Origin of the sequence: Rhizobium sp. G21, from assembly GCF_014158035.1 — a bacterium.
In the GTDB taxonomy this organism is placed as follows: domain Bacteria; phylum Pseudomonadota; class Alphaproteobacteria; order Rhizobiales; family Rhizobiaceae; genus Rhizobium_E.
The window spans coordinates 84,383-111,090 of the sequence record NZ_JACFXW010000001.1 but is presented as its reverse complement, the minus strand read 5'-3'; the positions used below and the strand labels follow the sequence as shown (position 1 = coordinate 111,090).

Sequence of the window (26,708 nt, the reverse complement as noted above, 5' to 3'; positions counted from 1 at the left end):
TGCGCCATCGCTCCGGCAGGCCGGGCGGCGCGTCTCGTCTCGATAGGGTCAGGTCAGGCCGGCCAGTGCGCCGGCAATGCCGCGTCTTGCGGCGGGGGTCTCATCGCGCGCAGCCGGATGGCCGCGAGCAGGATCGGCTGCTCATGCTCGCGACGCCACGCCAGCATCGCCGCATTCCATTGGGCCGGCGTCACGCGCGCCGCCCCCGTCTCGGTCACGATCTCGATCGACGCGCTGTCGTCGCCGGCCAGCATCATCGCCTGCGCCAGCGCCGTCACGCGCGCCCAGCCGTCGAGATCCGCAGGCGTCGTGGCGATCCGATGCGCCCCGATCGCGCCGCCGAAATCATGAACGAACCCGGCCGCCAGCCGCCGATCGCGCTCGGCGTCGATCGCCGCCAGCAGGGCCTCCGTCGAGGGTCTGTGGTCAAAGCGCATGAGCGTTCACCCGCACCGTTTTTTGCCGCCACGGCCAGGGCGGCGTCAGCGTCAGCTCATGCGTCCCGGCTATGGTCGTGGTGTAGACGAGATCGTCCTCCGCCTCGGTCACCACGGCCCGCCCGTCACAGGCCGCCATCGTGCCCGCCGGCAGGGCGATGACGATGACGTCGACGCCATCCGCAGCGATCTCGTACTCGGCGCTCGCCGCGATCTCCGGCCGCAGTGCCGGCGCGCCCTCGACGAACATCCACAGATCGTCGTCGAGATAGTCGAGCCAGACCCCGCCGCCCGCAGGCGTCAATGCTGCGAGATCGTCCTCGTCGCCGCAGCTCTTCTGCCGCGTGATCCGCCCGTTGCTGTCGTAAAAGGTCACATGGATCATTTTTTGGGATACCCGAATTTGATGCGCCCGCCGGACACGCCGCCCGTCCGCGTGCCTTCGAGATTGCTGAAGGTCGATTTGAAACGGTAGCTGGCGTTCGCCGGCGCGGCGATATCGGCCACCAGCAGGCGGATAGTCTCGCCGGCGGAGTCTGTGCTGCCGCCGCCCTGCGCGCGCAGGCTGAATGTCCTTGAAAACAGAGTGTAATCGTTGCTTTCGCCATAGTTGCGGATCAGCGAGAAGGTCGCGGTCATGCGCCCCTCGGTCGGCGCGCCGTCGCCTCCCCCGCCTCCACGAACAGGCTGATCGGCAGCTCCAGCCAGACGAACACCGTCGACGAGCCGGGATTGGCCAGCGTGATCGTATGCGCCGCCGGGTTGCTGTTGCTTTGCACCAGGTCGGAAAACTGCGCGATCGAGTCGACCTCGGTAATGGCGCCGTTCTTGATCTTGTCGGTGTCGACGGTCAGGTTGACCAGCTTGACGCCGTTGAGGCTCTCGATATTGGCGTTATTGACTGTCAGTGTGCCGATGTCGGCGTCGGAAATATCGACATTGCCCAGCACAGCCGAGATCGCCGAAAGCCGGGTGACGCTGATCTTCGCCGCCGTCAGCTCGCCGTCCGGAATATTCGCGCGCCGCACCTGCAGGTTTCCGATGATGGCGTCGGAAATATTGACCTCGCCGAGATAGATCACCCCGCCGGAGACGCGATAGACGGCGCTCGTCACGCCGTCGCCATCCATCAGCACATAGCGATCCGCCCTGTTGACGATGCGCGAATCCGTGCCGTCGTTGCGGGCCTCCATGTAAAATCCGGCCTGCCGCCAGTCGTCGTCGGATTGCGCCCGGATCTGCAGCGCCAGCCGCACCCACCCCGTCGGGCCACCCACCGCCACCATGCGAAACCGCGCCGAGGCGACATTGCCCTCGTCGTCGCCGGCAAACAGCTCCGTCGTCGCAGCGGCCAGGCTCTGGATTCCCTCCTCCTCCGTTTCCGTCACCCGGTTGCCGAGCGACGTCACCGATGACGCCGAGGCTTTACCTGCCACCGTCGTCGTCAGCGATGTCACCGCATTGTTGAGCGCGGTAATGCCGCCCTCGGTCGTCGTCACGCGATTACCGAGCGATGTCACCGATGACGCCGAGGCTTTGCCGTCGACCTCCGTGTCGAGGGCGGTCACCGCGCTGTTGAGCGCCGTAATGCCTCCCTCGGCCGTCGTCACCCGATTGCCAAGCGACGTCACCGACGACGTCGACGCCTTGCCCGTGACGTCCGTTTGCAGCGCAGTCACCGCGCTGTTGAGCGCCGTGATGCCGCTCTCGGTCGTCGTCACCCGATTGCCAAGCGACGTCACCGACGACGTCGACGCCTTGCCCGTGACGTCCGTCTGCAGCGCCGTCACCGCGCTGTTGAGCGCCGTAATGCCTCCCTCGGCCGTCGTCACCCGATTGCCGAGCGACGTCACCGACGACGTCGACGCCTTGCCCGTGACGTCCGTTTGCAGCGCAGTCACCGCGCTGTTGAGCGCCGTGATGCCGCTCTCGGTCGTCGTCACCCGATTGTCAAGCGACGTCACCGACGACGTCGACGCCTTGCCCGTGACGTCCGTCTGCAGCGCCGTCACCGCGCTGTTGAGCGCCGTAATGCCTCCCTCGGCCGTTGTCACCCGATTGCCGAGCGACGTCACCGACGACGTCGACGCCTTGCCCGTGACGTCCGTTTGCAGCGCAGTCACCGCGCTGTTGAGCGCCGTGATGCCGCTCTCGGTCGTCGTCACCCGATTGCCAAGCGACGTCACCGACGACGTCGACGCCTTGCCCGTGACGTCCGTCTGCAGCGCCGTCACCGCGCTGTTGAGCGCCGTAATGCCTCCCTCGGCCGTCGTCACGCGATTACCGAGCGACGTTACCGACGACGTCGAGGCTTTGCCGTCGACCTCCGTGTCGAGTGCGGTCACCGCCTCGTTCAGTGCGTCGATCCCGCTCTCCGTCACCGTCACGCGGCCCGTCAGCGTCTCCACCGACGACGTAGACGCCTTGCCGGCCACCGTCGCCGAAAGGCTGGTCACGCTTTCCGACAGCACGATCAGCGACGTATCCGTCACGTCGATCCGCGTGTTGAGCCCCTGCGTCGCCAGAGCCTCCGCCGCCCGCAGATCGGCGCGCGCCAGGAAATCGGCCACACTGGCCTCGATCGCCTCGGACGCCGCCAAATCGAGTTCGTTGCGGATCGTCCGCGTCGCCTGGCCGATGCTGGAAACGCCATCCGCGCCGCCGAACGCCGTCACCTCGGCCGCCAGCGTGTCGAGCGCCGTCACGCTGGCCTTGTCGTCGAGCAAGGCTTCGACGCCGTCGATCCTGGCAGCCTGCGCCGTGATCGCGTCTTCGGTCGTCTCCACCCGCCCCGTCAGCGCCGAGAGCCCGCCAACCGCCCCGGTGATGCCGCTCTCCGCCGAAGTCATGCGGCCGGTCAGTGAGGTGATCTGACCGACCTGCGCCGCATCCGCCGAGATCCGCGCCGTCTGCTCCGCCGTCAATGCCGCCGAGCTCGCGCCCGGCGAGGGTCGACCGATCGACACCCAATCCAGCGCCACCAGATTGGAGGCGTCCGACGTCGTCGTCAGGTCCAGCCGGATCTGTGCGATCGTGCCGGTCCAGCCGGCATTGACGGTGATCTCGCCGAACCCCGCCCCGTCCCAGGCAGGCTCGGTCACACTCACGCGCCGGCTGCTGTCCCAGGTCGTATCGCCGGAGCCCTTCCACCACAGCCAGCCCTCCCATGTCGGCGCGCCCGTCCTCTTGGCCCGCGCGCGCACCTGCCGGTAGCTGCCGCCGGCGATCGCCAGCCCGGCCGGACTGGTAACATAGGGGTCGGAGCCATGCGTCGCCGGGATCAAATAGCCGTCGACGACTGCAGGCGTCCCGTTGCCCGCCCATCCCTCGATATCCGCGTCGAAATACCAGATCACCGACGGATCGAATTGCGTATTGGTGCCGACCGCCACCGACTCGATCGTCTGCGCCAGCGCCTCGTCGGCGGCCACATAAGCGAGTTCGATATCCTGTATGGTCGAGGCGAGCGACGCGGTCTCCGCTTCGAGCGTCGTCGTGCGCGACACCAGCGCTGAATTCGCCGCGACCGCCTGATTGATCTGCTCGGAAAATGTCGACCGATCGCTGTTCGCCTGCGTCGTCACCTCGCGCCGCAGCGTCTGCTGCGCGTCTGCCGCGATCATCGCCACTTCGATCAGATAGGATGCGGTTTCGGCGGCGACCTCGCTTTGCGCCCGGAGATCCTGATAGACGGCGACATCCCGCGCCGCGCGCGCCTCGGCCTCCGCCGCCACCGCCGCAGCCCTGGCCGCCGCCTCCGCCGCCACCGCCGCGCCGATCTCGGTCGACACTTCCGCGAGCGTGCCCGTCAGATCGACGTCGGCGTCATCAGCGACTTTCGCCGTCGCCGTGTCGACCAGGCTCTTGAGGCTCTCATTGTCATAGCTGTCGACGCTCGCCACCCGATAGCCATAGACATGGCCGATGGTCAGGCCGGCGTCGTCGCGCACCTTGAGCCGCGGCGTCTCCGCCGCGACCGCGCCACCCACGTCGGCCGTCGCATCCGCCGCGCTCTCATAGCGATACAGCCGGTAGAAACTGTGCAGCGCATCCGCCACGTCGCTCCATTGGCCGACATTGCCGAACGGCTTCGCCGTCACCGAAAACCCTGTCGGCGCCGGCTTTTTGGTAAAATCAAACAGCATCGGATGTCACCGTGATTTCGGCCTCGACATAGGGCCAGGGCGGCGAGATCTGAAAGACGAAATCGCCCGTGATCGCGCTGCGCACCTGCAGGCTCTCGCTGCCTGATGACACGGTCTCCGTGTCGCCGTAAAACACCGTCGTCCCATTGATGAGCGGGATCGTCAGCACCGTGACGCCATCCGCCGGCAGCGTCAGGATGTCGTCGTCGTCCACCAGCTGAGGCCGATCTGTGGCGACGCCGGCGACCACGTAATATTGCGCCCCGTCATATTCCCCGTCGAGATAGGCTTCGCCGGTTTCGAGGTCGGGCGTTTCGTCCTCGCCGATCTCATCGGTCCGCAGGATCCGCCCGTCCGATGTCTGATAGATGCTGATCATCCCCATCAGTCGCGCTCCCAGCTCGCGCCCAGCACGGCGCCCGCCAGCACCGCCGCCCGGTCCCAGCTGCGCCCCTGCCCCCGTTTGTGGCGCACCGACAGCGTCACCCGGTAGAGCCACAACCCGCCGTCTTTCTTGCCGGGAAAATGCGTGAACACGTCGCGAATGACCTTTTGCGCCGCCTTGATATTCTGCCGGCCGGTCGCCCGGCTCTCGACCTTGAGCGTTTTGCCGTTACGGATATCCCGCCAGGTCGGCGAGCCGGGCGCGCGCGCCTGCACTTTCAGCACCGAAATCACATAGCTCGCGCCGTCGCCCGATGATCCGTCATCGACGAAGGCGTTGCGCAACCGTCCGGAGAATTGCAGCCGCACCGGCTCGGCGTCGTCATTGCTCACACGGATCGGGCTGGTGATGGCTATGGTCTCGGTATAGCCCGTGCCGATCACATCGCCGGACCAGTTGAGCGCCGGCGATTTGCGCAGCCGCACGCCGAAATCGCTGCTGGCGATCCGGCTTGCCCGCCCCTTCACCGACCCGGCCGCCACCGTCACCCAGCCGCTGCGATCCGTATCGCGATCCGAAAACGGCGTGATCTGGCATTGCACCTGATAGACGCCGGCATCGAGCAACCCGCCCGAAATCAGCCCCTTGCCGTCCTCGAAATCGAACCGGCCAGACGCAACGATCTCCTCGTCGCCGAGCCGCCGCACCCAATAGCGCATCAGCCGGCTGTCGACGTCGTTTTCGTTCGTCGGCCATTCAAGCCGGATCGCCGGGATCCGCGCCTTGCCGCTCGCGTTTTTGACCGTCGCCGGCGACGCCGTAAACGTCGCGACCTGCGTATCGGCCACGATGTCGCCATAGACGCCGACCGTTTCCGGCTGCTGGTCGGAGGTCGGAAAATCCGCATCCGTCGCATCCGCCTCGCGGATCGCCGCCGACACCAGCCCGTCATCGTTCAGCACCACGTCGCCGAGCAAAAACTTTTTGGCTGAATAGCTGTAATCGTCGCTGGTGAAGGTGACCGCGTCGCCCGGCTCCAGCTTGCGCGCGATCGACGGCAGATAGACCACATGGCTGCGGAAACGGCGGTTGTCGTTCAGCGCCAGCGACGCCAGCTTCTGCGCCTGCACGCCATGCCGCACATAAGGCAGGTTCAGCTCGCGCGCCCGCCGCTCGCCGCCATCCTCCGCCACATAGGCCGCGCGCGAGCGCTCGCGGAAAGGCTTCGGCTCGCCGGCGTCGTCGGGCGACGTATAGGTTCCGGTGATCACATTGGCGATGTCTTCGCGGGCCGGAAAAAGCCGTTGCGTCGCCTCTTCGGTCACCACAACGTCGGCGTCGGTGAACGACATCACGCTGGCGCCCGCCGCCATCGACGCGAGTTTCATCACCCCGCCGGAGATCACCATCCTGTATCCCGCCGAGGCCAGCAGCCGCTCGATCACCGTCAACGGCTCCTCGTCGAGACTGACTTCCGCCCCGGCCGCGCCGCGCTTGATCGTTCCGCCGCCGGCAAGCGCGAGATCCTCGTCGGCATTATTCGCCGCCGCCGTCCAGCTGTCGCGATCAAATCGCCGCGCCGGAAAATTCGGGCCGCCATAGATGACCTCGCCGGCCACCATCACCCCTCGCGCGATATTATAGGCCAGCACGATCGCATTGCGGCGGAGCGCATAACTCGCCTCACTGCCCCATCGCTGCGACCCCGATCCGCCGTTTGTGCTGTCCTGCCGCCAGTCATAGACCGGCATGCCGCGAAAAACGAACAGACAGTCGATCAGCCCGCGCGGCTTCTTTTTATAGAGCCGCTGCGTCACAATCACGATCACCCGTTTCCGGCCGATCATATCCTCCATCCAGGGCCGCGTCGGATCGGCGCCGAATTTGGCCCGCAGATAGCTGTTCGCCGTGGTCTGCGATCCGGTCAGCACCTTGATCCACAGCCGGTTTGCGCCGTCTTCGGCGAAATACGGCACGGGATAGCCCTCATATTCCTCCGTCTCGCCCAGCGCCCGCTTGCCGCCATCCGCCCACACATGCGTCATCATCCCGTCGACAGGCGCGTCCGAACAGGCATAGACCCGCACATGATGCGAATTGGGCGTCCTGTTTTCATAGCCGTATGAGCCGCGATAGATCAGCGATCCCGCCGTTTCTTTCTCGGCAAGCAGGATCGACTGATTGACCGTGCCGCCGCCGACAGCCTGCAGTTTCGTCCCGCTCTCCGGCTTTTGCGCCGTCGCCTGGCCGATCACATATTGCGCCGCCGTCGTCGCGCCCAGCGCGAGCGCCGACGACACCACCGTCGCCGCCGTGCCGGTAATCCCGAGCCCCGCCACCAGGGGCGCAAACAATGCCGGCATCAGTCGACCTCGAAAGCCAGAGCCGCCGCCGAGCGCGGCAGGATGCCGAGCCCATCGGACGACTGCACGTAAAAATACGGCCCGCAGAAAATACCCATGCCCCAACGGCCCTCCTGCTCGGTCAGCCCGATCGTCCCGCAGGTCGCATCGACGAGCGCGATCTCGCGCAGCAACCGCCTGGCGGCGTCGCGCATATCGGCGCAGCCATTGCGGCGCAGCATCCGCGCCGCCCCGCTTTCGCTGCGGTAGCGACCGCGATAGGCGGCGGCGAAATCACGCCCCGTCATCGCCACATGCGCATCGGCCGTCATCATCAGGCAGTCGCGCGCGCCCCATGCAAAGCCGGCCCGCTCGCGCGCTTCGAGAAAGGCGATCAGCCGCGACCGCCAGTCATGAGGCCATCCGACGCGAGATATGCTCATATATCCCTCGATAAAAATATGCACGGATCAGTGCATTTTAATCTTGACGACATGCACGGATCAGTGCATATTCATCTCACGAAACGGCGATGACGCCAAAAACAAGGAGCAAGACAATGGCTATGAACATCCGCAACGAGGAAGACCGCGCCGCACTCATTGCCAAAGGCTTTCAATGGGCAACCGTCTCCCCTCGCGGCGACAGCATCGGTACTGTGCTTAGCAAGCACAAAAGCTACGAAGCTGCGGAACGAGCCGCCAAGGGCCTTGAGCGCCGTGTCGTCAACATTGCGGACGCCCAGTAATGACCGGCGCCGAATTCCGCGCCTGGCGTGAGCGGATGAACCTCAACCGTTCACAGGCCGCCGACGCGCTTGGTCTGGGACGCAACCAACCGCAGCTCTATGAAGAAGAAAAGCGGCCGATCCAGCGATACATCGCCCTCGCCTGCGCAGCCCTTGAAGCCGGCCTTTCGGTCGAAAGCGAGCCGGCCGAGTAAACCCCGGCCGAGTAAACCGGATGGCGCAGCCGGCGCCATCATTTTCCCCATGTCAGATCGTTCCACCGATGCGCCGCATCCGCATAGCGATAGATCCCATCGCCGCTACGCTCCTGCCCCACCGCAAGCGTGCGCTTGGCCGGATTGGCCCGCTGCAGCACCGAATGCCACGGCGCAAGTGACAGTGTGAAATCGCTGCTGGAGACCGGCGGCGATTGCGCCCAGATCGACAGCGGACTGTCCGCCCGACTGGCCTCGTCGACCAACCCCTCGAATTCGAGATTGGGCGTATCGACCAGCAGCCCCGTCGCTTCCTCCATCTCGCCGATATGCCATTCGACATGCGCGTCGCGCGCGTCATAGCCGTAAAGCATCTCGCGCACCTGGTCGGATACCGCCGACATCCGCACATTGACATTGCGGATCGACACGCCCTCATAGCGCACGATCGGATCGACCGAGACGATATGCCCGCCGCCGAAATAGCTGCGCAGCACCGTATTGCCGGTGTCGGGATCCACGACGGCGATCTCCTCGTCCTCGTCGCGCGTCGAAAAATGCCCCAGACGCCGGCGCCCGTTTCGCGATCCCGCACCCGGAACGACAAAAGATGCACCGGCCAGAAATCGCGCAGCGCGGCGCGATAATTCGTCGTCGCCGTCGAATAGACTCTCATCGAGACACCGAGATCGCGGTAAAGCTCAGCCCGCCGGACGTGTTGCCGGATCCTGTCGGCGGCGAAAAACTGTCGGCCAGAATTCTGAACATCATCGAGGCGCGAAACAGCGTCACCTCATCGTTGACCTGAACCCAGGACGGCAAGAACGGTTGCACCTGAAACAGACTGGTCGTATCAGAACTGTTGACGCCGGCGGCCTCGGCCACGCTCAGGATCTGCCGGTAACCGTCGTCATTCTTGACCGCGATCATGTCCCCGACCGACAACGGCGCGATCGGCATGTTTTTGAGCGACAGGCTGCGATTGTCGCTGCCTTTGGCGTTGACGCGTATCGTGCCTCCATAGCCAGACACCGTATCGCCACCCGGATCGGCCGCCGGCCAGGGCCGCCGGAGATCATAGGCGAGAAACCCGGCATTGCGCCCGATCAGCGCCCGGCATTGCGCCGCGATCTCCAGATCCGCGTCATGCCGCCCGCCCGCCGTCCGCACCGTAAACGTCCATTTCGGCTGACCGCGCCGGTTGCCGATCGCATTGCCGCCGCCATCCATCGACTCCCTGCGATAAGGCAGCAAGTTGAAGAACGGCCGCTCGGCGAACCGGATGCGCCGAAAGAATTCGGCCTGCGTATAGAGCAACGTGGTCATTTGCCCCTCACGCGCGGCCGGGCGAGATGGGCCTGCACATCGGCGTGAAACTGGTTCGCCCGGTAGATCCCGATCCCCTGCGCCGCCGCCTGCCGCCCCTCGTTTTGCGCGATGTTTTTCACCTTGGCGTATAACTTGCCGTCGTCGTCGATGCCGACGCCGACATCGACCGCGACGCTTTGCGTCCGCGCCAGCGTCGACGGCGCAGGCGCAGCCAGCCTGGCGGCGGCCGGACTGACCTGCGGGACAGCGCCGACATCTGCCGTAATGCTCCGCGTCCGCGCCAGTGTCGACGGTGTCGACGTCGCAGGCGCAGTCAGCGCCGCAGCCGTCCGGCCGACCTGCGGCGCATTGCCGGCGGACGCCGTGACGCCGCCGCCCACGCTGCCGGCCGTCGTAGCTACGCCGCCGAGCAAGGTCGACAGCAACCCGCCGCCGTCGAACAGGCTGTCGACAAAACTCTCCTGCAGTTTCGCCGCCACCCGATCGAGCGTCGAGATCAGCACGTCGCCCCATTCCTGCGCCGTGATCTCGCCGTCCTCGAACGCCGAGCGGATATCGGTGAGGCCGGAGCTGACCAGGTTCTTCTGGAAATACACCCGGTCCTGAACCGCCTTTTCCGCCGCCTGCGCCGCGTCCTGCTGCTTTTTTGCAGCGCCTCATAGCTCGCTGTCGCCGCCGCATTGGCGAGCGCCACCTCGCGGATTGCCTCGGCCTGCGCCTTCGCCGCCGGCGTCAGGCCGGTCAGGTCGCCTGTCAACAGCCGCTGCACATCCGATAGCTCGGCTCCGACCGCCTTGCCGGCCTCCTGCGCCTCCGTCAGCAGCCGCTGCGCCACCTCCACCGCATCCACCTGCTGCGCATAATCCGCCGCCAGCGGATTGAGGCTGGCAAGCGCCGCCCGCTTCTGCTCCAACGCCGCCGTTTCCCGCGTCAGATCCTCGATCGCCGATTTATAGCCGTCGCTCTTGCTGGCTCCATTTTTCTTAAGCGACTTATCGAGCCCGACCTCTTTGGTTACCGGATTCCGACGCCCTCCGCGCAGAGCCGGGCCACCCATCTGCCCGTTGGTCCCATTGGGATCGTCGCCGGGAAAGGGCAGGACTTCCCCGCTGGGACGGACACCCTGCACGACAGCAGGCAATCCTTGCGCCTCCGCGCGCAGACGTGCGAGCTCCCCTCGCACCTCTGCAAGCCGCGCAATGGCGGCCGAATTGTCGAAGCCCAGCTCTGTGTTCTGCGCGATCGCCTTTTGCAACAGATCGACCTCGCGCTCCAGTCCCGCAATCTTGCCTTCAGCTTCCGCGACATCCGGATTGATCAGTTGGCCATTCTGGTCGGTGACTCCCAGAAGTCGGTTCAACTCCTCGAAGACCTGCGCATTGCCGAGACCGCGCAACCATTCATCGCTCGCAGCCTTCGCGCGGGAAATCTTGTCGATGAACCCGCCTACGTCGAAGCTGTTGAGCGCCTGCGCCAGACGGTTGATGCCGCCTGCCAGATTTTCACCAGCCTTCGTCGCATTGTTGAAATCGCGCACGGAGTTGATCAACGCCGTATTCAGGTTTTGCCAGGCCTGATCGGTCGTCATCACCGCCCCGGCGACCTTGCTTTCGAGGATCACCGCGCCCGCTTCGAACGCGCGGAAAAAGTCTGATTTGACACTTTCCCGTCATTGACGAGTGCCTTCAGCCGCGACACCGATCCGCCGGCCTCCTTGAGCCCTGCCGCCACCGCCTGCAGGATCGCCGGCGCGCCGTCCTGAATCGAGTTGAACTCTTCGGCTTGCACGCGCGCACCACCCAGCAGCTGCCCGAGCTGCTGCAGCGCGCCCGCCGATTCCGTCGCGGATTTGCCGCTCACCCGCAGCGCCAGCGCCACATTGTCGGTGAACCGCGTCAGCTCCGCCGACGACGCGCCCAATTCTTTCTGCGCCTGCGCCGCGCGCGAATAAAGCGTCGTCAGATCTTCGAGCGGCGCCGAATTCTTGAGCGCCGAGGCGTAGAGCGATTGATAGATACGCTCCAGCTCTTCGCCGGAAAGGCCCGCCGTCTTGAGCGCATTATCGACCCGCGTCGCAGCATCAGACAGGCGCACCAGCCCATCCACAGCCGCCCCGCCCGCCGTCAACGCCGCCAGCGTCTTGAGCCCGGATGTCAACCCCTCCGCCCCGCGCGCGCCCGACAGCGCCAGCTGCCGCTCCATCTGCTTGCCGCGCGTCTCGATCTTCTTGAACTGCTGGTCGCCGACAGCCGAGGCGCGCCGCAGCTTGCGCTCATACTCGTCGATCCGCGCCTCCAGCACAGCGACCAAACGCTCTTCATTCAATGCCACGGCAATCCCTCGCTTTGCGCCAGCACGCGCTCGAAGTCCTCATCGGACGGCGCGTCGGCCTTTGTCCCGGCCTGGCTTTTGCGCCAGCCCTCCAGCGTCGCCAGCCAGTGCCCGAGCGACATCTGGCCGACAGCCTGCACGCCCATCAGGGCTGCGGCGCCCCAGATCCCGGAAAAATCGATCCGGGCGGGAGCGCCGCCTCCGGCTCCCCGTCTCGCCATCCTCCGCCGCCACGGCCCCGTGGCTGCGCATCAGCGCCGCCAGCGTCACCGCATAGGCCGCGTCGCGATTTTCCTCGATCGGTTGGCTTTCGAGATAGGCGGCCACCAGCACCTTGGCCCGATGCGGCTCCATCCGCCGCCGATCAGCCCGATGCGCAGCACCGCGCCGATCTCTTTTTTAGGGACGCCTCGCGCGCCCTCAGCCGTTGCGAGATCGAAAAAATCGAGCGGTCGAACGCCGCCTCGATCTCCTCGATCTCGTTGAGGCCGAACCGGAACACCCTGTCCGCCCCGGCCCATCCACAAGTGATCTGACCGGGCCGCATCATTCGCTCGCCGGGCTCCACAGCACCGCGCCGTCCGACTGCAGCGTGATCTCGCCCGTCGCATATTCCTTGGTCGTGCCGGCGATGTTGAGCCGCGTCAGCTTGTAGCCGCCGTAAAAAAGCCTGACCGGCCGGAGCTGATCCGGCGTTTTGCTGAAAGCGGATCTGCTTGGCCTCGCCGCTCGCGAACCAGTCGTAGAAGAATTCGATCTGCGACGACGGCCATTTGCCGCTGCCGCTGATATCGGCGGCCAGCGTGTCCACCGTCCGCGTCTTCCAGCTCGGATCCTCGGGATGGTCGCAATCCGGAATGGAATCTTCCTTGACGTCAGCCGAAAATTCGATCGAACGATCGGTGTTGATCAGGCAGATGCGGCTGAATTCGGTTCCGCTTTCGGTGGCGCGAACCTGCACGATGAGCTTTTCGCCTTTGATGGCGCTTACGGCTGTCATGGGACTTACCTCTCGGTTTTGACTTGGAAATTCAGGGAGTCTTCTGCAGGCGCAACATCACGCCGAGAATGTCGTGCTCGGTCAGCCCGTCCGGATCGCGCAGTGTCCGCGCCCCGTCGATGGTCACGTCATGCACGATGTAGCCGGCCACGCTGTCGATCGTCAGCGCCGCCTCGGCGCATGCGCCGCGCAGCGCCTTGACCTCGGCTTTCGATCCATCTTGCGGCCGCGACCAGCTATGGACATCGCAGGCCACGTCGTAAAATTCGCCGCAATCCGTGATGTCGGGGATCACCTGCTCGTCGCCGATGGTCACATATGGAAACAGCGCCGACTGCTTCGGCCGGTCATACACCCGCCCGCCGGCGACGTTGCCCGCCTTCAGCGCATCGTAAAGCGCCTTCTGCGCTTCGCCCTTGATCATGACGTTTTCGATTTCCGGATTGCGCGGCTCATGGCCGTCGCCAGCTTGCGTTTCATCCGCTTCCGCGTCAGCCGCCAGGCCGGTAGGAAGAACGGTTGCGGCGATGTGCCGGGATGCTGGGAACCCGCAAACCTGCCGCCAATCTTGTGCGGCTGCGTGCCGAATTCCACCAGCGCCGCATACCAGGCCTCGGCGTCGCCGGCATGCACAACGACCGAAAGATCATGCCCGCCGCCGCCGGAATTGACGCCCCGCACATTAGCGTTGGCCGCCCGATAGCTGCCCCACGATTTGCCGATCGAGCGCGCCAGCGCCCCGCTTTTCTTGGGAACGAACCCGCGCGCCAAACCGACCATTTCCTCGGATCCCGAATCGAGCGCCTTGCGGATCTCTTTCCGCGTCTCGATCGGAATTTCCGCAATGCGCCGACGCAGCCGGTCCCGCCCCTCGATCTTCATGAGGCGACTCCGCTCTGGCAGGTTAGCGAAATATAGGCCCGGTTGACCTCCGGCTCGATATCGCGGATCGCATAGACCACGCCGGTCCGCACATCCCGCGCCCGCCACTCCGTCGTGATCAGCCGCGTCTGAGACGATGCCCTGACGCGGATCACCACCACATGCTGCCCAGCCAGCCTCGCCGCCTGCACCGCCTCGCCGCCCCGCAAGTGCTTGAACTCCGCCGCCACCGGCGCAATCACCTCGGCAAACGCCGACACCGCCCCGCCATGCCCGTCCTCGGCGTCCCCACGCTCATCAAACGCCACCCGCTCCGTCATCCGCCCGGCGCTCATCTCAGATCCCCACCCGCCGATGCGGTGCGAGAAGCGCGCGAACCCCGAACGGAAGATCGACGAAACTTTCGATCTGCGTGGCTTCCCTGCGCTCATACCAGTGCGCGACCAGCATCTTCAGGGCGAGGCGGATACTCGGCGGCACAGCATTGGCGTCATCGCCATATCCAGCTGTCACTTCGATGCGGATCGCATCCGAGCGGTCGAAGAGTGCGGGCGCGCTGAAGGAGGCGCTCCACTCGATGAGCGTGCCGTCGACACCCTCTGCGCAGACATAGAAATCATCCGAGAGTGTCCGCTCGACATTGTCGGCGTCACTGTAAACGATGACGGCTCCGCTGCAGTCTGGAAAAGGCAACTGGACAAATGAAGCGGGCCAGCAGGACTGACTGAACTGCCAGGTCTGCGTAATGAGGCATCTCCCAAAACCCCCGACCACCCGTCGAGAAACGCCACGGCAGCCATGATCAGCGCATCGATGAGGTCATCGTCGTCATCATGGTCGATGCGACAATAGCTTTTCACCTCTGCGAGTTCGATGGGCGTAACGCTTGGCTCTTCGATGAGGAGCGGTCGGAGGCTGGTCTTCATCGTCCTCAATCCACCAGAACGTGGAAAACGCCGACCTTGGCGTTGCCGCCCTGCGCAATCGCGATCTTGATGCGGTCGTTTGCGAGCGCGACACGGTCAAGCACGCCGACGCCGCCCGATGCATACAAAGCGGCAGCGCCAGCCTGAGAATGCGTCGGCTGGCGCGGCGCACGAACCGCCGAGGCGTTGACGTCGCTTTCCGTCCACAGGTTCACGCCGGTCGCTTCGCCGGTAACCGTGAAGTCGACGCCATTCGAATAGCCGGTGGATCCATCTTTCACATATTCGATCTGGTGGATCTTACCGGAGAGGCGCGGCGTATATGCGACGACGGTTCCATCAGCCGCAGTCGTGGCTGTAACTTTGTAGCGCTTCATGTCAGTCTCCTTTTTGGCCTTTCGGCCGTTACTTGGCCTTCCGGCCGGTTTCGGCCTTGTTCGCCGGAGCGCCTTCAGCCTTGTTGAGCAACGGAGCTTCCGCCTTTCGGCGGGTAGACTTGTCGAAAAGTTCCAACGTTCGCGGCGAAAGGTGGCCGAGTTCTTGTTCGGTGCCCTTTCGGACTTCGCCCTCTTCGTACAGCCTGTCGCCCTCATGACGACGGAGCACCTTCCATTCACGAATGTCCGACATGACGATCTCCTTCGGTTCAGATAGCGGGCGAGTCTTCCTCGCCCGCCACGCTCAGCCGAAGCGATCAGGCCGCGAGAGCTGTATCGAAATCGCCATAGATGAAGGCTTCCGGGCGATAGACGGCGAGCGCGATGCGCTCTTCACCCAGGATCGTGACGAGGTTTTTCGTGAAGTCGTCATTGACGTAACCGACCTCGATCCGCGATTCCCAGCGGTCGAAAAGCTGCGCCGCCTGGCGGAAGGAGCCGGTCAGGAATTTCTTTGCGGCGATTGACTGCGTCGCCACCACCGGGAGAGACCAGAGCGTCGGCGTCGTCTGGCCCTGCGGATTGCCGATGATGTATCGGCCAATCGAGTCCTTGAGGGTTTCGATATAGGCCCAGTCGGTCGGGTTGAGAACGTGGCCGGTGGCGGGGTATTCGGCGAGCGCCGCCTGCAGCATCGCCAGGCGCAAAACATCGATGATGTTGAGATCGCCGAGCGCGACCGGCGCCGAAAACGATGTCGCCTGCGGGATGATGCCGTTGAGGTTCTGGCCGGTATTGTCGCCGTTCAGGATCTGCGACTCCTCTTTCAGCGCCAGGCCGTAGCCGAGGCGCTGATCGATCATGGAGCGCAGCTGCGGGATGTCGTCCAGCACCTGCTTGGACGCCTTCATCCAGTGCGCGATGACCTTGGCCGACGTGGTGACCAGATCGAGCTTCATGTCGGATTCGGGTTTGGCGGCAGCTTCGGCGACCATACCGGCATTGTTCGTGAAGCCGGTTTCCTTGACATATTCCAGCGTATTGCCGCCCATCTGGCCCGGCGCGATGAGATCGCGCACGGTCAGGCGTCGCTGCGGCAATTCGAGCACGCCAGGCAACCGCGTCGGCGCGATCGCATCGCCGACAGAGCCGGCGGAATCCGTCGTGGCCGAAGTCAGGGTCGCCTTGATCTTGAGATCGGCGCCGCGATAGTTTTTCGAGAAGCCGCTTTCCTTCCAGGACTGGAAGCCCTCGCCATCGACGAACTGTTCGCCATAGGACTTCTGCCGATCGGCCTCACCGCCGCCGCGCTGCATTTTTTGTTCGAGGCGCGCGACGGTCTCGGAAAACTCATTCATCTTGACGAGAGCCTCGTCGGCCTTCTCCTTGAGCGACGTCGAAAGCTGCTCGCCGGACTTCGCCTTACCGAGTGCTTCCTCGGCGATAGACTTGACGGCGTCGATCGCACGCTGGTGATCGGCCTTGATTTCGGCCGCCAGCTCGGCGGCCGACTTGGTGCCGGCATCATGGTCGGGAGCGCGTAGATAGCGCCCGGCCGCACGTTCGGTCGCGGTCATCGAGCCGAGAACGGCGCAGGCGGAAAGAGCCGCGAGAAAAGCGGTTTTGCGGGTCATGTCTGTCTCCAGTTGGATAGTGAAAGCGAGCCTCAGCTCCGGAGCGCCCGCAGGAATGCGAGCGTGTCATCCGCCTTTTCGCCCTCGGACTCGCTCCGAATGGCCTTGGCATAACCGTGCGAGGCGATCGCAACAGCCATGCTTTTCGGGACGCCTGCCTCGCGCAGGATATCCTCGAATTCCTTGATCGGCATGGGTTCGCCGTCGCGCAGCTTGCGCGCAAACTCTTCCATGCGTTCCGACTTCACGGAGCTGACGCGCGCTCGGCGATTGGCCGGAAATGAAACCGGTGAGATTTCCCTGAGGTCGAGTTCCTCAAGATTTCGGACATTGCCGTCCGGCGCAGCCTTGACTTCTCGATAGCCGATCGACAGGCCGCCAATTGCATTGGCCTTCATCAGTGCGTGGACTTCACGCGCCTTCTGCACATCGAGAACCAGGCGGCCTTTCCCCCAAAGTCCCTTCGAGTCCTCCGCCAGATCATCCCATGTGCCGATCGGTTCCGAAGGATCATGTTGCCACAGCATCAGGACATTGGTTCCCTCCCGACGATGCTTCGCCAACGATGCAACGAACGCGCCAGGCATGACTTTTTCGCCATAGGCGTCGACATTACCGAACACGGAACCATACCCCTCGAAGGTGCCGTCATCAGAAAGATCCTTGACCTTGAGGGTGAAATCCTTGGTCTTCATGGCGTCGCTCCGTTCTGCTGCGCTATCAGCCGCTGGATTGCCTCTTGGTCGGCCTCGGTGATCGGCACGTTCTGCATCTGGACACGTGGCGTATCGCCGCCGTCGACCCTCGGCATGTTTTCAAGCGCACGCACCTCGTTGATGGTCATGGCGCCGATCTGGGTCATCGTCCGGTAGAAATTGGCGCGGCCGTTGCTGTCGCCGCGCAACAGTCCTTCAAGATTGAACTCGATGGAGACGCCCGCCGCCTTTTCGGCCGGCGTCAAAAGCTGCTTTTCCAAAGCCTGCTCTATCCGTTTCAACCGGCGGCGCAGCGTGAACTTTTGAAAAGCGAGGATCTGCTGCTCAAGACCCGTCCCCCAACTCGTCGTCTTTTCGGTGTGACCGATCATGAAGGGCGGGACACCGAAGAAGCGGCAGATTTCCTCGACGGTGAAGCCGCGCGTTTCGAGCATCTGCGCATCTTCAGGCGAAATCATCAGTTGCTGCCAGGTCGTGCCGCCCTCCAGAATAAGCGGCCTTCCCGAGTTCATGGCGCCCATGAATTTTTGTTCGAGCTTTTCCTCTGCGATCTTGCGGTTATCCGGCGAGAGCCAATCCTTGAAAGTGAGAACCCCGGACGGTCTCAAACCGTGCCGGAACGTGGAGCCTGCAGAGCGCTCGACAGCTCGCGCCAGACTCAGGGAGTTACGAGCAAAGGAAAGCGTCGACAATCCTCCCAGGGGACTGCCGCCAAAACCTCGGATATGCAGGATGCTTTCATCCGTCTCGCGAAAGGAGCGCCCCTCCTGCGTCCACGAATATTCGAGCACGCCGCTAGTAAGGCGGCGCACGACGACGTTGAAAGGATTGATAGGCTCCAGACCGGCAATCCGCGTTCCACTGCGAAGCTTGCGCGCATAACCGTTTCCTGAAAGCTCGATCGAAGAACATAGGAAGTCCCAGAAGTCGACCGATGTCTGATCAAAATTGGGACTATCGTGAAGCATGCGGTATAGCGGATGATCCCTGTAGACCTGTCGCTCGCCATCGCGATTGAGCCGATACACCATCAACGGTAGGCTCGAAATCGTGCCTGACAGCAGATTCACACAGGCCCACACAGCCGAAAGACTGAGCGCAGTGTTCTGATCGACCCGCTCGCCGGCATCGCCGATCGCAGACAATGGGCCAGCGCCGTTCGGCTCCTTCATCTGGATGCGATAGGCGAAAAAGTCGGCCATTTTCCTGAGCAGTTTCACGCCGACCTCGCCAGATCTTGAAAATATCCGTCCATCCCCGACCCCGACGCCTGCGGGCCGACTTCCATCAGCTTCACCGCATTGAAGAGCGCGATCAGCGGGTCGATCTTTGCCTTGCCGGCGGTCTCTTTGGTAATCAGCACGGCGTTGCCGCGCTGCTCTGCGCGCGCATTGCCGACGCAGAACGTCATGAGGCCCTGCCCGCCATGCCAGAATGTTCCGTCTTTGAGCTTGCGCTCGATACCCCAAACTGCCGACGACAGCCGGAAACCTTGACTGACGCTCGTCACCAGATCGCCGGATATTCCGGCCCGCGCCAGCTCGTCGACCAGGGCCGCCACACCCTGCGGATCGAGGCCGATGCCGTATTTTTCCGGCAACAGGCCGGCGTTCATGACGCGAACACAGATGTCGACGACGCCACGGATGTCGCTGGTCGCGTCGTCGCAAAGTGTCAGAGAACCCTCTTTTTCAGCGTCGAGCAGATTGGAGGCGATTTCCTTGCGCAGCTCCAGCACATCGCGTTGACACCAGGCATGCGCCCAACCGATCCAGTGTTGCGTTACCTTGTGCCGTCCGAGCACCGCCAGGCCGAACAGGTCGTCGAGCCCGCCGCCGTCGATCCCGACTGTCGCCACTTCACATTCGGAAAGCAGGTGGTCGAGATCCGCATAGTCCGCCGCCGCCTGCGCCTGCCAGTAATCCTGTCCGCGCCAGCCGCCCATGGACTGGCCGACCTCGACGTTGAGATGTTGCGAGGCGAACAGCGCCAGCGCCGCTAAACCCTTCGACTCCGCCTTGCGCAACTCGTCGCGCAGATAGGCTTCATCAACCGAGCGGTTGAGGTTTGGATTGACCATTCCCCAGGTCTCTGGCTTGCGCCAGCCATTGTCGTTCGCCGCCTTGCGCGGTAGCTCATAGAGCACCGCCAGAAGCGGCAGCTTCATTTTGCCGTCGCGCACCTGGCGGGCGATATCCAGCTCGTCTTTGAAGACGCCGGAGGGCGGCTCTTTCGACTGCGTCGTGATCTGCAACAGAAACCCGTCCGGACGCGACGCCAGCGAACCGCGGATCTCGACGAAGATGCCCGGCGCCTTCGCCATCTTCGAGAATTCATGCGTCTCGTCGATCAGGATGTATGTCGCCTTTGAACCGGTCACAGTGCCGCCGTCCGCCGACTTAATGAGAATAACCGCCTGCGAGATCCGGTGCGTGATCATCTTGGCGTGATCCTTGGCCTGAAAGATTGCGTCCAGCTCGGCATCGAGCTTGATGATGTCGCGCGCCTGCTTGAAGGCGATATTGGCGATCACTTTCGTCGGCGCGATCAGCAGCAGTTCCGCCTGCGGCCGGCGGTTCATGATCGCTGCCGTCACGATGATCGCCGCCGCGATCGACGACTTTCCGTTCTTCTTCGGCACCATCAGGAAGAATTCACGGATCATCCGGCGCTTGATTTCCGGATCGAACGACCCGAACACGGCCCGCACGAAGTCGAAGACCCATTCGCCGCACACCTCGCCATGCGTCGGCGTGCCGATGATGTCGGGCACCCGCAGGCGTTTGAAGATCCGAAGCGCCCGCTCGGCTTCGAAGTCGAACAGCGGCAGATCCGGAATGAGCTTTTCGCGGTTGAGGATGCGCCTTTCCCAGTCAGGGCAAGACGTATCCCATTCGCGCGGCAGCGCAGCGATCAATTGACCGATCCTTTGAAATTGAGGTCGTCGCCCCAGAGACTGGAGCCGCTGGCGATGGCTTCGGCCTCACGCTGCGCGATCTCTTTCTTGCCGAGTTTTTCCGCCTTCGGCCTTTCAGCCTTGGCGATTTTGTCGAACGCCTTCGCGGTGCTGCTCAACCGATCCCGCTCGACGAGCCGATTGAATTCCTTGATCGCGCCGACATTACCCTCTTGGAAACCGAGCTCGAACAGCCGCTCGAACTGTTTGGCCTCCAGCATATCCTGTGCGATGGCGCGCCGTTTCAGCTCCGTAAAATAATGCTTGCGAAGCGTCGGCTCAGAAACGCCGAGAGCATTGGCGATCCGCTCATTGTCCCAGCCAAGCGCCAGCAACATGCTGACTCTATTACGTGTTTTCTCGGTCGGGACATGCGGAGGCCTGCCGCGCTTGCCGCGCCACTCCGGTACCTCCACGCCAAACAGGTCAAAATATCCGTCACCCAAGAAAAAATTCTCCGCATGAGAGGGCGGGCGGTGCATAGGCCGAGGCGGGTCTAGAGATTTGACTACCCCCCACCTGTCGTCGCGCTTATGCCCTTATCGGCCGCTTGTGCCCTTGTCGTTTGCTGCCGCCTAAGTCAGACGCCCTTGGCCCTTGCGGCCCGCGCTGCCGCCGTCTTCTCGGCGTGATGGCGGTGGCACAGGAGCTCGACGTTCCTCTTGTCGAGGTCCGCGCCGCCGTCCTTCCGTTCGATGATATGATCGGCGATCACCCGGTCAGTCGATCCACAACGTTCGCATGCCTTGCCACGCTCGCGCTTGATCTCGGCGCAAAGGACGCGCCACTCTCTCGACTGATAGAAGCTCTCGGCTTGCTTCGGCGCAGCCGCTACCCTTGAGGGCATTCGAGCGAGGCGAGAGGGCATGCTTTTGAGTGCCATACTCTAAACGAGAAAGGCGGCCATCTGGCCGCCCTGCAATAGTCGAAGAAGCCGTCTGCGCCTCGACAACTCTTTTGAAATATGCAATGTGCCAGTGAAATCGGGGATATCACACGCATGCTTTCAAGAATTGGACCTGTAGCCGAGATTACCGCAGCTTTCCTCGGTATCTTGGCCATTTTGGCGACCGCTATTTGGTATGTGTTCACTCTGCAGAATCAAGTTGAAGTTGCGCAACGCGAAATCGTGGAGTTGCGCAGCCGGTTGGAAACCATTGCCACTATCAATGCGGCTTCGTCAGCAAAGGGGCCAAAAGGCGACACGGGCGAAAAGGGCGACACAGGCCCTCGCGGTCCTCGCGGCGAAAAGGGCGATCAAGGCGAAGCTGGACCTATCGGCCCCAAGGGGGACCCCGGATCTCCGGCTGGCGGCTTGGATGAAACGAAGCTTAAGAGCATGATCGATGAGGCTGTACGTTTACAAATTGCCGCCACGCCATCGAACAACGGATCTTCGGATGCTGTGAATGTGGCCAAAGCCTTAGATGTTTTCAACACGTCTGATTGCATCCAGCTCAGCACATTGCAGTCAACTCAGGTCCTTACGGTTCGGATAGGCACGGAGTTCTGTGATGCTTCCGGGAAGGTTACGCTTCGAGTTGCAGATGTGGATGGGTTTTCGAACATTCTTTACTCAATACCCGGGAAAAAAGGAAGTGGTGCGCCTTCGAAAACGAATGTGACTTCGATGGAGCATTGCTCGGCAAGACGTACATATATGAACGCGCCGCTAAAGACGATGATGGTGCAATCGCTCTACTGCGGCAGAAATAATCATAGCAGCAGCACTGTCCCTGAATCGCATCGCCCGCTTTGGGCTGCTCAGGGAATGGGTCCGACCGGTGTACCAACCTCGGGACTTGCGTCCCCGCATACTACTGCGTTTTCAGAGGCTCACTATCTGGATCATCGGATCATCCGTGGGCAAATGACTCTCACACTTTCTCGATCTGCGCAACGTCCAATTCCACAGGCGTGGCGCGCCCGAAGACATCAACCTCGACGCGAATGCGAGTCTTGCTCTCGTCACTCTCCAGCACCACGCCGGAGAACGAAGCAAACGGCCCATCGATCACGCGGACCTTTTCGCCCTTGCAATAGGTCACCGTCACCACGCGATGGTCATAAGCTCCGCCATCTGCCTTTCGTTTAAACATATCAATGATATGATCCTTGATACGATAAGGCCGCTCCGCCGCGCCAACGAAACCGAGCACGTGCTTGACGCGGCCAATCGCTACAAACGCCTGCACATGACTCCGAATATGAACCAGTACATAACCAGGCATCACCGGCAGAACCGGCGCTTCAATCACTCTACCTCTGGTGTATTTCTTGTCTCCTTTGCGGGTCGGCACAAGCGCCTCGACATCCTGTTCGTCTAGCGCCTTTTGCACATGAAATTCATGTCGCGCCGTCACTCTCACACAGTGCCACGCGCAGAGATGCGGATAATCCGCCACGATTCGCCGGCTCGCCATGGCCAGATCGGAGATCACGATCCGCCGCTCGTCATCGATTCGCTTGAGCTTCGCCTTGCCCTGGTCTGAAACGATGGCTTCGAATTCGTCGCTGTTGATCCTGAATTGCATATTCATCGCCCCGCGCCCTCGACTGCCGCCCTGAATGCCTCCATCGCCTGCGCCGGCGTCTCGCCCGCCGGCACATGCAGCCACTCCGCCTTGTCCGGCAGCGGAGGTTGCCCAAGCGCCTCGCGATAGGCGCGCCATGCGGCGGCGGGTGCGCTGTCACGATGCACGGGCGCAAATCCTTCCGAGAGCTTCAGCAGCCAGGGCGGCACGGTCACGCCCTCGCCTGTCTCGGCCCGCCTCAGGATCGTCGTCACCGCCGGCCAGCCATAGGTCCGCCGGCGCTCCAGCTTGACGCGCTCTGCCGCCTCGCCGCCCTTGGCCAATTCCATGCGCTGGAAGGCGGTCGGCGGCACGGTCGGCTGCACAGGCTCGGCCATCAGCTCCAGCACGAGCCGTGCCTGCCACGGGCGGCTGTAGGGCCGGTGCAGCGCCGGCGCGCCGTCCTTGGCCGGCTGGGTCTGCACGGATGTCCAGAGCTTCTTGGCGAAATAGGTGCTCGGCCTCGGCGTGTGCTTGCCGCCCTTGCCGCCCTTGTCGAGCAGCGCCAGCCAGGCGGCAAAGCCCTGCTCGGCCGCCTCGCGTTCGGCGTCGTCAAGCTCCATCCATACGCGCAGCCATCCGTCCTTGGGCAAGCCGTCAAGGTTCGGCCATTGGCGGATCAGGTTCCAATAGCTCTTTTCGATCGCCTTTTGCCGCTTCGGGTCATCGTTGGAATTTTCTTCCAAGCCCTCCCGCGCATTTTTTCAGTTTGGTATGAGTCAGTAATTACTATCTCTAAGTTATTACTATGTGTCGGATTTGCCGTTAACGGTGAAACCGTCAACGGTTCAGCCGTCGACGGCAAACACGTCTGCGGCAAAGATGCAACACTCTCCGCATCCTCCTGTTTTTGCTGCTCTTCAATGGTCCTTGGCTCGTCATAGATCACCAATACGGTCGCGCCGAACTTGCCGCCGTCGCGACGCTGCTCTTTCTCCGCATAGCCCGCCGCCACCAGCTCGTTGACCATGCTGGTGGCCTTGTCGCGCCCGCAATTGCCCATATTGCGGATGTCGCGCACCCGCACGATCCAGTTGTCGGGCTTGCTCAGGAGATAGCCGAGCAGCCAGCGCGCCTCCATGGAAAGCCGCCCGTCCTCGAACACATGGTTCGGTATCGTCGAATAGCGCGCATTGCGCACGCCGCGCCGGATTGTGGCGTCCTGCATCGCGCTCATGCAGCCACTCCTGTCATTGGTATGAGATCGCCCCATTGCGTCGCCATCGCCGCCGCAATGCCGGAAAAGAACCGCGATCGCTCGCGCCATCGGTTCGGGCCGGGAGGCATCCTGTGCACGCGCGCCTCCCGCCCATCAACGATATCTGTCGGCGTAAGCCGGGAAGATTAGCCAGCCACAGGCATGTGCGCTTCGTTTCCGGATGGCCGTATTGCCACGGCTGCACGCTTTGAGCGGGCGGCTCATAGTTATGGATGAGGCTCTTCGCGTGGTGATGCATCACCGGGTTTTCGATGCAGCGACGCGCAATCGGCGCATTCCAGAAGACGGAAAATAGTTCGGCGCCTTCACGTAACTCCACTTGCATCTGCGCCGCCGTCTTTCCAGGCGGCGGCCTGTGAAGCCACCTGACGCCGGAATTGCAGAGACGCGTGCACGGAGGATGCGCCACAATCAGAAGATCCCAGCCATGATCGAGAATGTCGCGCGCGTCGCCTGTTATATGGCAGTTGCTGCCATCCTCAGCCGGCAGAAGATCACACGACCACGCATCATGCCCTAAATCCGCGAAAGCCCTGCGGACAATGCCCGAGAACTCACAGGCCACCAGAACCCGCCCCATCACCCGCCCTCGCCTCACGTCTTGCCCCTGGCCGCCACCCGCATTTTCCCCGCGCCAGATCCGCGTTGAAATTCGGCCCTTGTTGAAATGTCCCGTCCGGCGCGCGCAAGCTCAGCGCCAGCGCCAGTTCCGCGTCGAGGCAACGAACCGCCTCCGGAAATCCTTTCCGGTTCAGGATGTTGCGGATCTCCTGATGATGTGCCGTGATCACGGCGACAGGGCAGCGCTGCAGCCAATAGGCTACTTCTTCACGTCCTTCAGCGTCCGCCAGGATCTCGATGATTGGGAGGAATCCACTCATGCCAGCACCTGCCGCAGCCCCGCCGCGTTCTTGGCGCTCACCACGCCCTCGCGCTCCATCCGCTCGACATACCCATTGGCCGTATACCAGCGGATCTGCATGCGCTTCTGCAGCATCGCCGCGCTCGCCTTACCTGTCTCGCGCACCAGCGCCAGCGCCGCCGCATAGCCCTCGCCGTCATCAGGCGGCGTCTCTGGCGCGGCTGCTTCATCGCGCGCCTGCACGGCGGCCAGATACCGCCCCTCGTCGTCAGGCGGGCCGTAAAACAGTCCGCGCGCCACCAGCTCCGCCATCAGCGCATCGCCGATCAGCGGTCGCACGCCGATGCCGCTGCGCAGCGCGCGTGCGGTCAGGCTGTCGCGCCCGGCGGCAAAATCCATCGCCGCCTGCAATTCTTCGGAGATCCGCTCCTCCACCGTCTTGCGCGGCGTCTCGCGCGTAAAATCCTCGTCGTCATCGTCGATCCGGATCTCGCCGGCCCTGACGACATCCGCCCAGCCGAGCGGCGACATCACCGGCCCGCCTGCATAGGCGCTGTAATCGGCCCGCTCCATTACGGTCGGCCCGTTGTAACGGCCTTCCTCGTCGCGCTCCCAGACGACCCACATCGTGTTCATCTGGCTGGACGCCTCGTTTCCCGCCCAGCCGTCGCGATGCATCATCGGCAGGCGGCGCGCGTTGATGATCACGCGCGCCGGCCGCGCCTCGTCGAGCGCATGGTTGCGATCTGGATCCACGATCCCGCACAGGAAGTTGAGGTTCAGCAACAGCGCCATCTTGCGCGGCTTGATGCGCCTCAAGGCATGCGCGATATAGCCGTTCAGCACATCGCCATAGGGCGGGTTGGTCACCAGGTCGAAATCGTCGCCCCCGGTCCATTCCAGCACCGTCTCGCGCGTCAGGCTGAGAAAATCCGCCACATGCTGCAGCTCGCCATGTTTGTCCGCCGTCGCGTAATCGTTGAGATCCGACAGCATGACGTCATAGCCCGCCTCCCCCATCGGCCCGGAAATCGCGCCGCGCCCGCAGGAAGGCTCCAGCACCACGGGCAAAAACCGCTCGCGCGCCATCAGCGCACGAATGCCCTCGATCGGCGTCTGGTAGAGATTGTCGCCACGATCTTCCTTGTTGGCGCTCTTGGTCCCGATCGCATGCTTCACGGCGGCGCGCGACGGCTCCAGCCCCTGGTCAAGCTGCGTCTGGATAACCGCCTCGATAAACCCCGGCTGCTCGCGCGCATGGTCGCGCGCGCGCGCGCGCCCTCATGCAGCTGTTTCGGCGACATGCCAAGATCGTCGAGTGTGAAAATATTTCCGGCGGAAAGATTATTCGGTCTTCCCTTTTTCGGCATCATTCCCTTGGCCTGCGCGTCGTCGACGTAGTCGGCGATCGAGATCGTGCAGAGAGATTCGATCCGCACCGCATTGGCCCGCAATAGCCGCGCCTTGGCGCGCAGCTCTTCGGACACCTTCGCCTTGCGCGCCAGATCCGACGCCTTGGCCGCCTCGTCATAGACCCTCAGCGCCAGCTGCCGCGCCCGCGCCAGGTCGCCGTCATCGAACAGCCGCTGCACCTCGCGAATGGCGCATTCGATCTCGTCTTGCTTGGCGAGGATAGCGGGCGCGTTCATGGC

General features: G+C 63.3%; 34 protein-coding genes and 2 pseudogenes. 2 read left to right on the top strand and 34 right to left on the bottom strand.

Features of this window, described 5'->3' with window-relative positions:
* Positions 1–53: 53 nt before the first annotated feature.
* The 7 genes from H2O14_RS00625 to H2O14_RS00595 are packed head-to-tail and all read right to left on the bottom strand — an operon-like array spanning position 54 to position 7,752.
* Positions 54–437, bottom strand: a complete 384-nt coding sequence (locus H2O14_RS00625; protein ID WP_182826080.1) for a hypothetical protein — start codon at positions 435–437, stop codon at positions 54–56.
* The gene (locus H2O14_RS00620; RefSeq protein ID WP_182826079.1) at positions 427–822 is read right to left on the bottom strand and encodes a hypothetical protein; all 396 of its coding nucleotides are present in this window, start codon (positions 820–822) and stop codon (positions 427–429) included. Before H2O14_RS00620 ends, H2O14_RS00625 begins: the two co-directional genes overlap by 11 nt.
* Complete coding sequence (locus H2O14_RS00615; RefSeq protein ID WP_182826078.1) at positions 819–1,076, bottom strand: hypothetical protein; 258 nt, start codon at positions 1,074–1,076, stop codon at positions 819–821. The genes H2O14_RS00620 and H2O14_RS00615 overlap by 4 nt, the downstream gene beginning before the upstream one ends.
* Positions 1,073–4,582: a hypothetical protein gene (locus H2O14_RS00610; RefSeq protein ID WP_182826077.1), complete on the bottom strand. Its 3,510-nt coding sequence runs from the start codon at positions 4,580–4,582 to the stop codon at positions 1,073–1,075. Before H2O14_RS00610 ends, H2O14_RS00615 begins: the two co-directional genes overlap by 4 nt.
* On the bottom strand, positions 4,572–4,967 hold the full coding sequence (locus tag H2O14_RS00605; protein WP_182826075.1) for a hypothetical protein: 396 nt from the start codon (positions 4,965–4,967) through the stop codon (positions 4,572–4,574). The genes H2O14_RS00610 and H2O14_RS00605 overlap by 11 nt, the downstream gene beginning before the upstream one ends.
* On the bottom strand, positions 4,967–7,330 hold the full coding sequence (locus H2O14_RS00600; RefSeq protein ID WP_182826074.1) for a phage tail protein: 2,364 nt from the start codon (positions 7,328–7,330) through the stop codon (positions 4,967–4,969). The genes H2O14_RS00605 and H2O14_RS00600 overlap by 1 nt, the downstream gene beginning before the upstream one ends.
* Positions 7,330–7,752, bottom strand: coding sequence for a DUF6950 family protein (locus tag H2O14_RS00595; RefSeq protein WP_182826073.1), 423 nt, complete (start codon positions 7,750–7,752; stop codon positions 7,330–7,332). The genes H2O14_RS00600 and H2O14_RS00595 overlap by 1 nt, the downstream gene beginning before the upstream one ends.
* Before the next feature lie 116 nt (positions 7,753–7,868).
* On the opposite strand from H2O14_RS00595, the gene H2O14_RS00590 reads away from it, so the two are divergent.
* Positions 7,869–8,057: a hypothetical protein gene (locus H2O14_RS00590; protein WP_182826072.1), complete on the top strand. Its 189-nt coding sequence runs from the start codon at positions 7,869–7,871 to the stop codon at positions 8,055–8,057.
* The gene (locus tag H2O14_RS00585; RefSeq protein ID WP_182826070.1) at positions 8,057–8,251 is read left to right on the top strand and encodes a hypothetical protein; all 195 of its coding nucleotides are present in this window, start codon (positions 8,057–8,059) and stop codon (positions 8,249–8,251) included. The genes H2O14_RS00590 and H2O14_RS00585 overlap by 1 nt, the downstream gene beginning before the upstream one ends.
* Before the next feature lie 38 nt (positions 8,252–8,289).
* On the opposite strand, the gene H2O14_RS00580 is transcribed toward H2O14_RS00585, so the two are convergent.
* From H2O14_RS00580 to H2O14_RS00455, 27 genes and pseudogenes are all read right to left on the bottom strand, one after another.
* On the bottom strand, positions 8,290–8,772 hold the full coding sequence (locus H2O14_RS00580) for a hypothetical protein (protein ID WP_182826068.1): 483 nt from the start codon (positions 8,770–8,772) through the stop codon (positions 8,290–8,292).
* A gap of 151 nt (positions 8,773–8,923) precedes the next feature.
* Positions 8,924–9,577, bottom strand: a complete 654-nt coding sequence (locus tag H2O14_RS00575; RefSeq protein WP_182826067.1) for a hypothetical protein — start codon at positions 9,575–9,577, stop codon at positions 8,924–8,926.
* Positions 9,574–10,176, bottom strand: coding sequence for a hypothetical protein (locus tag H2O14_RS00570; protein WP_182826066.1), 603 nt, complete (start codon positions 10,174–10,176; stop codon positions 9,574–9,576). The genes H2O14_RS00575 and H2O14_RS00570 overlap by 4 nt, the downstream gene beginning before the upstream one ends.
* The gene (locus H2O14_RS00565; RefSeq protein WP_182826065.1) at positions 10,077–11,117 is read right to left on the bottom strand and encodes a hypothetical protein; all 1,041 of its coding nucleotides are present in this window, start codon (positions 11,115–11,117) and stop codon (positions 10,077–10,079) included. The genes H2O14_RS00570 and H2O14_RS00565 overlap by 100 nt, the downstream gene beginning before the upstream one ends.
* Positions 11,118–11,197: 80 nt before the next feature.
* On the bottom strand, positions 11,198–11,911 hold the full coding sequence (locus H2O14_RS00560; protein ID WP_182826064.1) for a tape measure protein: 714 nt from the start codon (positions 11,909–11,911) through the stop codon (positions 11,198–11,200).
* Positions 11,902–12,132 carry a hypothetical protein gene (locus H2O14_RS00555; protein ID WP_182826063.1) on the bottom strand — a complete coding sequence of 77 codons (231 nt, stop codon included), beginning with the start codon at positions 12,130–12,132 and terminating at the stop codon, positions 11,902–11,904. Before H2O14_RS00555 ends, H2O14_RS00560 begins: the two co-directional genes overlap by 10 nt.
* A 143-nt stretch (positions 12,133–12,275) precedes the next feature.
* On the bottom strand, positions 12,276–12,911 hold the full coding sequence (locus H2O14_RS00550) for a phage tail tube protein (RefSeq protein ID WP_182826062.1): 636 nt from the start codon (positions 12,909–12,911) through the stop codon (positions 12,276–12,278).
* A gap of 31 nt (positions 12,912–12,942) precedes the next feature.
* Positions 12,943–13,335: a DUF3168 domain-containing protein gene (locus H2O14_RS00545; protein WP_182826061.1), complete on the bottom strand. Its 393-nt coding sequence runs from the start codon at positions 13,333–13,335 to the stop codon at positions 12,943–12,945.
* Positions 13,332–13,793, bottom strand: coding sequence for an HK97-gp10 family putative phage morphogenesis protein (locus H2O14_RS00540; RefSeq protein WP_182826060.1), 462 nt, complete (start codon positions 13,791–13,793; stop codon positions 13,332–13,334). Before H2O14_RS00540 ends, H2O14_RS00545 begins: the two co-directional genes overlap by 4 nt.
* Positions 13,790–14,128 (bottom strand): phage head closure protein, encoded by a 339-nt coding sequence (locus H2O14_RS00535; protein ID WP_182826059.1) that lies wholly within the window; start codon positions 14,126–14,128, stop codon positions 13,790–13,792. The genes H2O14_RS00540 and H2O14_RS00535 overlap by 4 nt, the downstream gene beginning before the upstream one ends.
* Before the next feature lies 1 nt (position 14,129).
* The gene (locus H2O14_RS00530; protein ID WP_182826058.1) at positions 14,130–14,567 is read right to left on the bottom strand and encodes a head-tail connector protein; all 438 of its coding nucleotides are present in this window, start codon (positions 14,565–14,567) and stop codon (positions 14,130–14,132) included.
* A 5-nt stretch (positions 14,568–14,572) separates the two neighbouring features.
* Positions 14,573–14,719 (bottom strand): annotated as a pseudogene (locus tag H2O14_RS29175) (head-tail connector protein); the annotation flags it as partial.
* A 5-nt stretch (positions 14,720–14,724) separates the two neighbouring features.
* Positions 14,725–15,096 (bottom strand): hypothetical protein, encoded by a 372-nt coding sequence (locus H2O14_RS00525; protein ID WP_182826057.1) that lies wholly within the window; start codon positions 15,094–15,096, stop codon positions 14,725–14,727.
* Positions 15,097–15,124: 28 nt separating this feature from the next.
* The gene (locus H2O14_RS00520) at positions 15,125–15,349 is read right to left on the bottom strand and encodes a hypothetical protein (RefSeq protein WP_182826056.1); all 225 of its coding nucleotides are present in this window, start codon (positions 15,347–15,349) and stop codon (positions 15,125–15,127) included.
* A gap of 64 nt (positions 15,350–15,413) precedes the next feature.
* Entirely contained in the window at positions 15,414–16,730 is a 1,317-nt protein-coding gene (locus H2O14_RS00515; RefSeq protein ID WP_182826055.1) for a phage major capsid protein, read from the bottom strand.
* A 32-nt stretch (positions 16,731–16,762) separates the two neighbouring features.
* On the bottom strand, positions 16,763–17,425 hold the full coding sequence (locus H2O14_RS00510; protein ID WP_182826054.1) for an HK97 family phage prohead protease: 663 nt from the start codon (positions 17,423–17,425) through the stop codon (positions 16,763–16,765).
* Positions 17,422–18,666, bottom strand: coding sequence for a phage portal protein (locus H2O14_RS00505; protein ID WP_182826053.1), 1,245 nt, complete (start codon positions 18,664–18,666; stop codon positions 17,422–17,424). The genes H2O14_RS00510 and H2O14_RS00505 overlap by 4 nt, the downstream gene beginning before the upstream one ends.
* The gene (locus tag H2O14_RS00500) at positions 18,663–20,363 is read right to left on the bottom strand and encodes a terminase large subunit (RefSeq protein ID WP_210275384.1); all 1,701 of its coding nucleotides are present in this window, start codon (positions 20,361–20,363) and stop codon (positions 18,663–18,665) included. Before H2O14_RS00500 ends, H2O14_RS00505 begins: the two co-directional genes overlap by 4 nt.
* Positions 20,360–20,848: an AraC family transcriptional regulator gene (locus H2O14_RS00495; RefSeq protein ID WP_246697255.1), complete on the bottom strand. Its 489-nt coding sequence runs from the start codon at positions 20,846–20,848 to the stop codon at positions 20,360–20,362. The genes H2O14_RS00500 and H2O14_RS00495 overlap by 4 nt, the downstream gene beginning before the upstream one ends.
* A 134-nt stretch (positions 20,849–20,982) precedes the next feature.
* Positions 20,983–21,249 carry an HNH endonuclease signature motif containing protein gene (locus H2O14_RS00490; RefSeq protein WP_246697254.1) on the bottom strand — a complete coding sequence of 89 codons (267 nt, stop codon included), beginning with the start codon at positions 21,247–21,249 and terminating at the stop codon, positions 20,983–20,985.
* A 1,030-nt stretch (positions 21,250–22,279) separates the two neighbouring features.
* Positions 22,280–22,942: a transcription termination/antitermination protein NusG gene (locus H2O14_RS00485; RefSeq protein WP_182826050.1), complete on the bottom strand. Its 663-nt coding sequence runs from the start codon at positions 22,940–22,942 to the stop codon at positions 22,280–22,282.
* Complete coding sequence (locus H2O14_RS00480; RefSeq protein WP_182826049.1) at positions 22,939–23,661, bottom strand: hypothetical protein; 723 nt, start codon at positions 23,659–23,661, stop codon at positions 22,939–22,941. The genes H2O14_RS00485 and H2O14_RS00480 overlap by 4 nt, the downstream gene beginning before the upstream one ends.
* The gene (locus H2O14_RS00475) at positions 23,595–24,152 is read right to left on the bottom strand and encodes a hypothetical protein (RefSeq protein ID WP_182826048.1); all 558 of its coding nucleotides are present in this window, start codon (positions 24,150–24,152) and stop codon (positions 23,595–23,597) included. Before H2O14_RS00475 ends, H2O14_RS00480 begins: the two co-directional genes overlap by 67 nt.
* A pseudogene (locus H2O14_RS26925) lies at positions 24,149–24,774 on the bottom strand (hypothetical protein). Before H2O14_RS26925 ends, H2O14_RS00475 begins: the two are co-directional and overlap by 4 nt.
* A complete protein-coding gene (locus H2O14_RS00465; RefSeq protein ID WP_182826047.1) occupies positions 24,749–25,075 on the bottom strand; it encodes a hypothetical protein in 327 nt (108 codons plus the stop codon). Before H2O14_RS00465 ends, H2O14_RS26925 begins: the two are co-directional and overlap by 26 nt.
* Positions 25,072–26,235, bottom strand: coding sequence for a DNA translocase FtsK (locus tag H2O14_RS28710; RefSeq protein ID WP_182826046.1), 1,164 nt, complete (start codon positions 26,233–26,235; stop codon positions 25,072–25,074). Before H2O14_RS28710 ends, H2O14_RS00465 begins: the two co-directional genes overlap by 4 nt.
* Positions 26,232–26,705, bottom strand: a complete 474-nt coding sequence (locus H2O14_RS00455) for a hypothetical protein (protein ID WP_210275383.1) — start codon at positions 26,703–26,705, stop codon at positions 26,232–26,234. The genes H2O14_RS28710 and H2O14_RS00455 overlap by 4 nt, the downstream gene beginning before the upstream one ends.
* Positions 26,706–26,708: the final 3 nt, after the last annotated feature.

Bases quoted from the DNA above. Each gene is read 5' to 3' on its own strand.
- H2O14_RS00625 (WP_182826080.1), bottom strand. From the start codon at position 437: ATGCGCTTTGACCACAGACCCTCGACGGAGGCCCTGCTGGCGGCGATC.
- H2O14_RS00620 (WP_182826079.1), bottom strand. From the start codon at position 822: ATGATCCATGTGACCTTTTACGACAGCAACGGGCGGATCACGCGGCAG.
- H2O14_RS00615 (WP_182826078.1), bottom strand. From the start codon at position 1,076: ATGACCGCGACCTTCTCGCTGATCCGCAACTATGGCGAAAGCAACGAT.
- H2O14_RS00610 (WP_182826077.1), bottom strand. From the start codon at position 4,582: ATGCTGTTTGATTTTACCAAAAAGCCGGCGCCGACAGGGTTTTCGGTG.
- H2O14_RS00605 (WP_182826075.1), bottom strand. From the start codon at position 4,967: ATGGGGATGATCAGCATCTATCAGACATCGGACGGGCGGATCCTGCGG.
- H2O14_RS00600 (WP_182826074.1), bottom strand. From the start codon at position 7,330: ATGCCGGCATTGTTTGCGCCCCTGGTGGCGGGGCTCGGGATTACCGGC.
- H2O14_RS00595 (WP_182826073.1), bottom strand. From the start codon at position 7,752: ATGAGCATATCTCGCGTCGGATGGCCTCATGACTGGCGGTCGCGGCTG.
- H2O14_RS00590 (WP_182826072.1), top strand. From the start codon at position 7,869: ATGGCTATGAACATCCGCAACGAGGAAGACCGCGCCGCACTCATTGCC.
- H2O14_RS00585 (WP_182826070.1), top strand. From the start codon at position 8,057: ATGACCGGCGCCGAATTCCGCGCCTGGCGTGAGCGGATGAACCTCAAC.
- H2O14_RS00575 (WP_182826067.1), bottom strand. From the start codon at position 9,577: ATGACCACGTTGCTCTATACGCAGGCCGAATTCTTTCGGCGCATCCGG.
- H2O14_RS00555 (WP_182826063.1), bottom strand. From the start codon at position 12,132: ATGGCGAGACGGGGAGCCGGAGGCGGCGCTCCCGCCCGGATCGATTTT.
- H2O14_RS00550 (WP_182826062.1), bottom strand. From the start codon at position 12,911: ATGACAGCCGTAAGCGCCATCAAAGGCGAAAAGCTCATCGTGCAGGTT.
- H2O14_RS00545 (WP_182826061.1), bottom strand. From the start codon at position 13,335: ATGATCAAGGGCGAAGCGCAGAAGGCGCTTTACGATGCGCTGAAGGCG.
- H2O14_RS00540 (WP_182826060.1), bottom strand. From the start codon at position 13,793: ATGAAGATCGAGGGGCGGGACCGGCTGCGTCGGCGCATTGCGGAAATT.
- H2O14_RS00535 (WP_182826059.1), bottom strand. From the start codon at position 14,128: ATGAGCGCCGGGCGGATGACGGAGCGGGTGGCGTTTGATGAGCGTGGG.
- H2O14_RS00525 (WP_182826057.1), bottom strand. From the start codon at position 15,096: ATGAAGCGCTACAAAGTTACAGCCACGACTGCGGCTGATGGAACCGTC.
- H2O14_RS00520 (WP_182826056.1), bottom strand. From the start codon at position 15,349: ATGTCGGACATTCGTGAATGGAAGGTGCTCCGTCGTCATGAGGGCGAC.
- H2O14_RS00515 (WP_182826055.1), bottom strand. From the start codon at position 16,730: ATGACCCGCAAAACCGCTTTTCTCGCGGCTCTTTCCGCCTGCGCCGTT.
- H2O14_RS00510 (WP_182826054.1), bottom strand. From the start codon at position 17,425: ATGAAGACCAAGGATTTCACCCTCAAGGTCAAGGATCTTTCTGATGAC.
- H2O14_RS00490 (WP_246697254.1), bottom strand. From the start codon at position 21,249: ATGCCCTCAAGGGTAGCGGCTGCGCCGAAGCAAGCCGAGAGCTTCTAT.
- H2O14_RS00485 (WP_182826050.1), bottom strand. From the start codon at position 22,942: ATGAATATGCAATTCAGGATCAACAGCGACGAATTCGAAGCCATCGTT.
- H2O14_RS00475 (WP_182826048.1), bottom strand. From the start codon at position 24,152: ATGAGCGCGATGCAGGACGCCACAATCCGGCGCGGCGTGCGCAATGCG.
- H2O14_RS00465 (WP_182826047.1), bottom strand. From the start codon at position 25,075: ATGAGTGGATTCCTCCCAATCATCGAGATCCTGGCGGACGCTGAAGGA.
- H2O14_RS00455 (WP_210275383.1), bottom strand. From the start codon at position 26,705: ATGAACGCGCCCGCTATCCTCGCCAAGCAAGACGAGATCGAATGCGCC.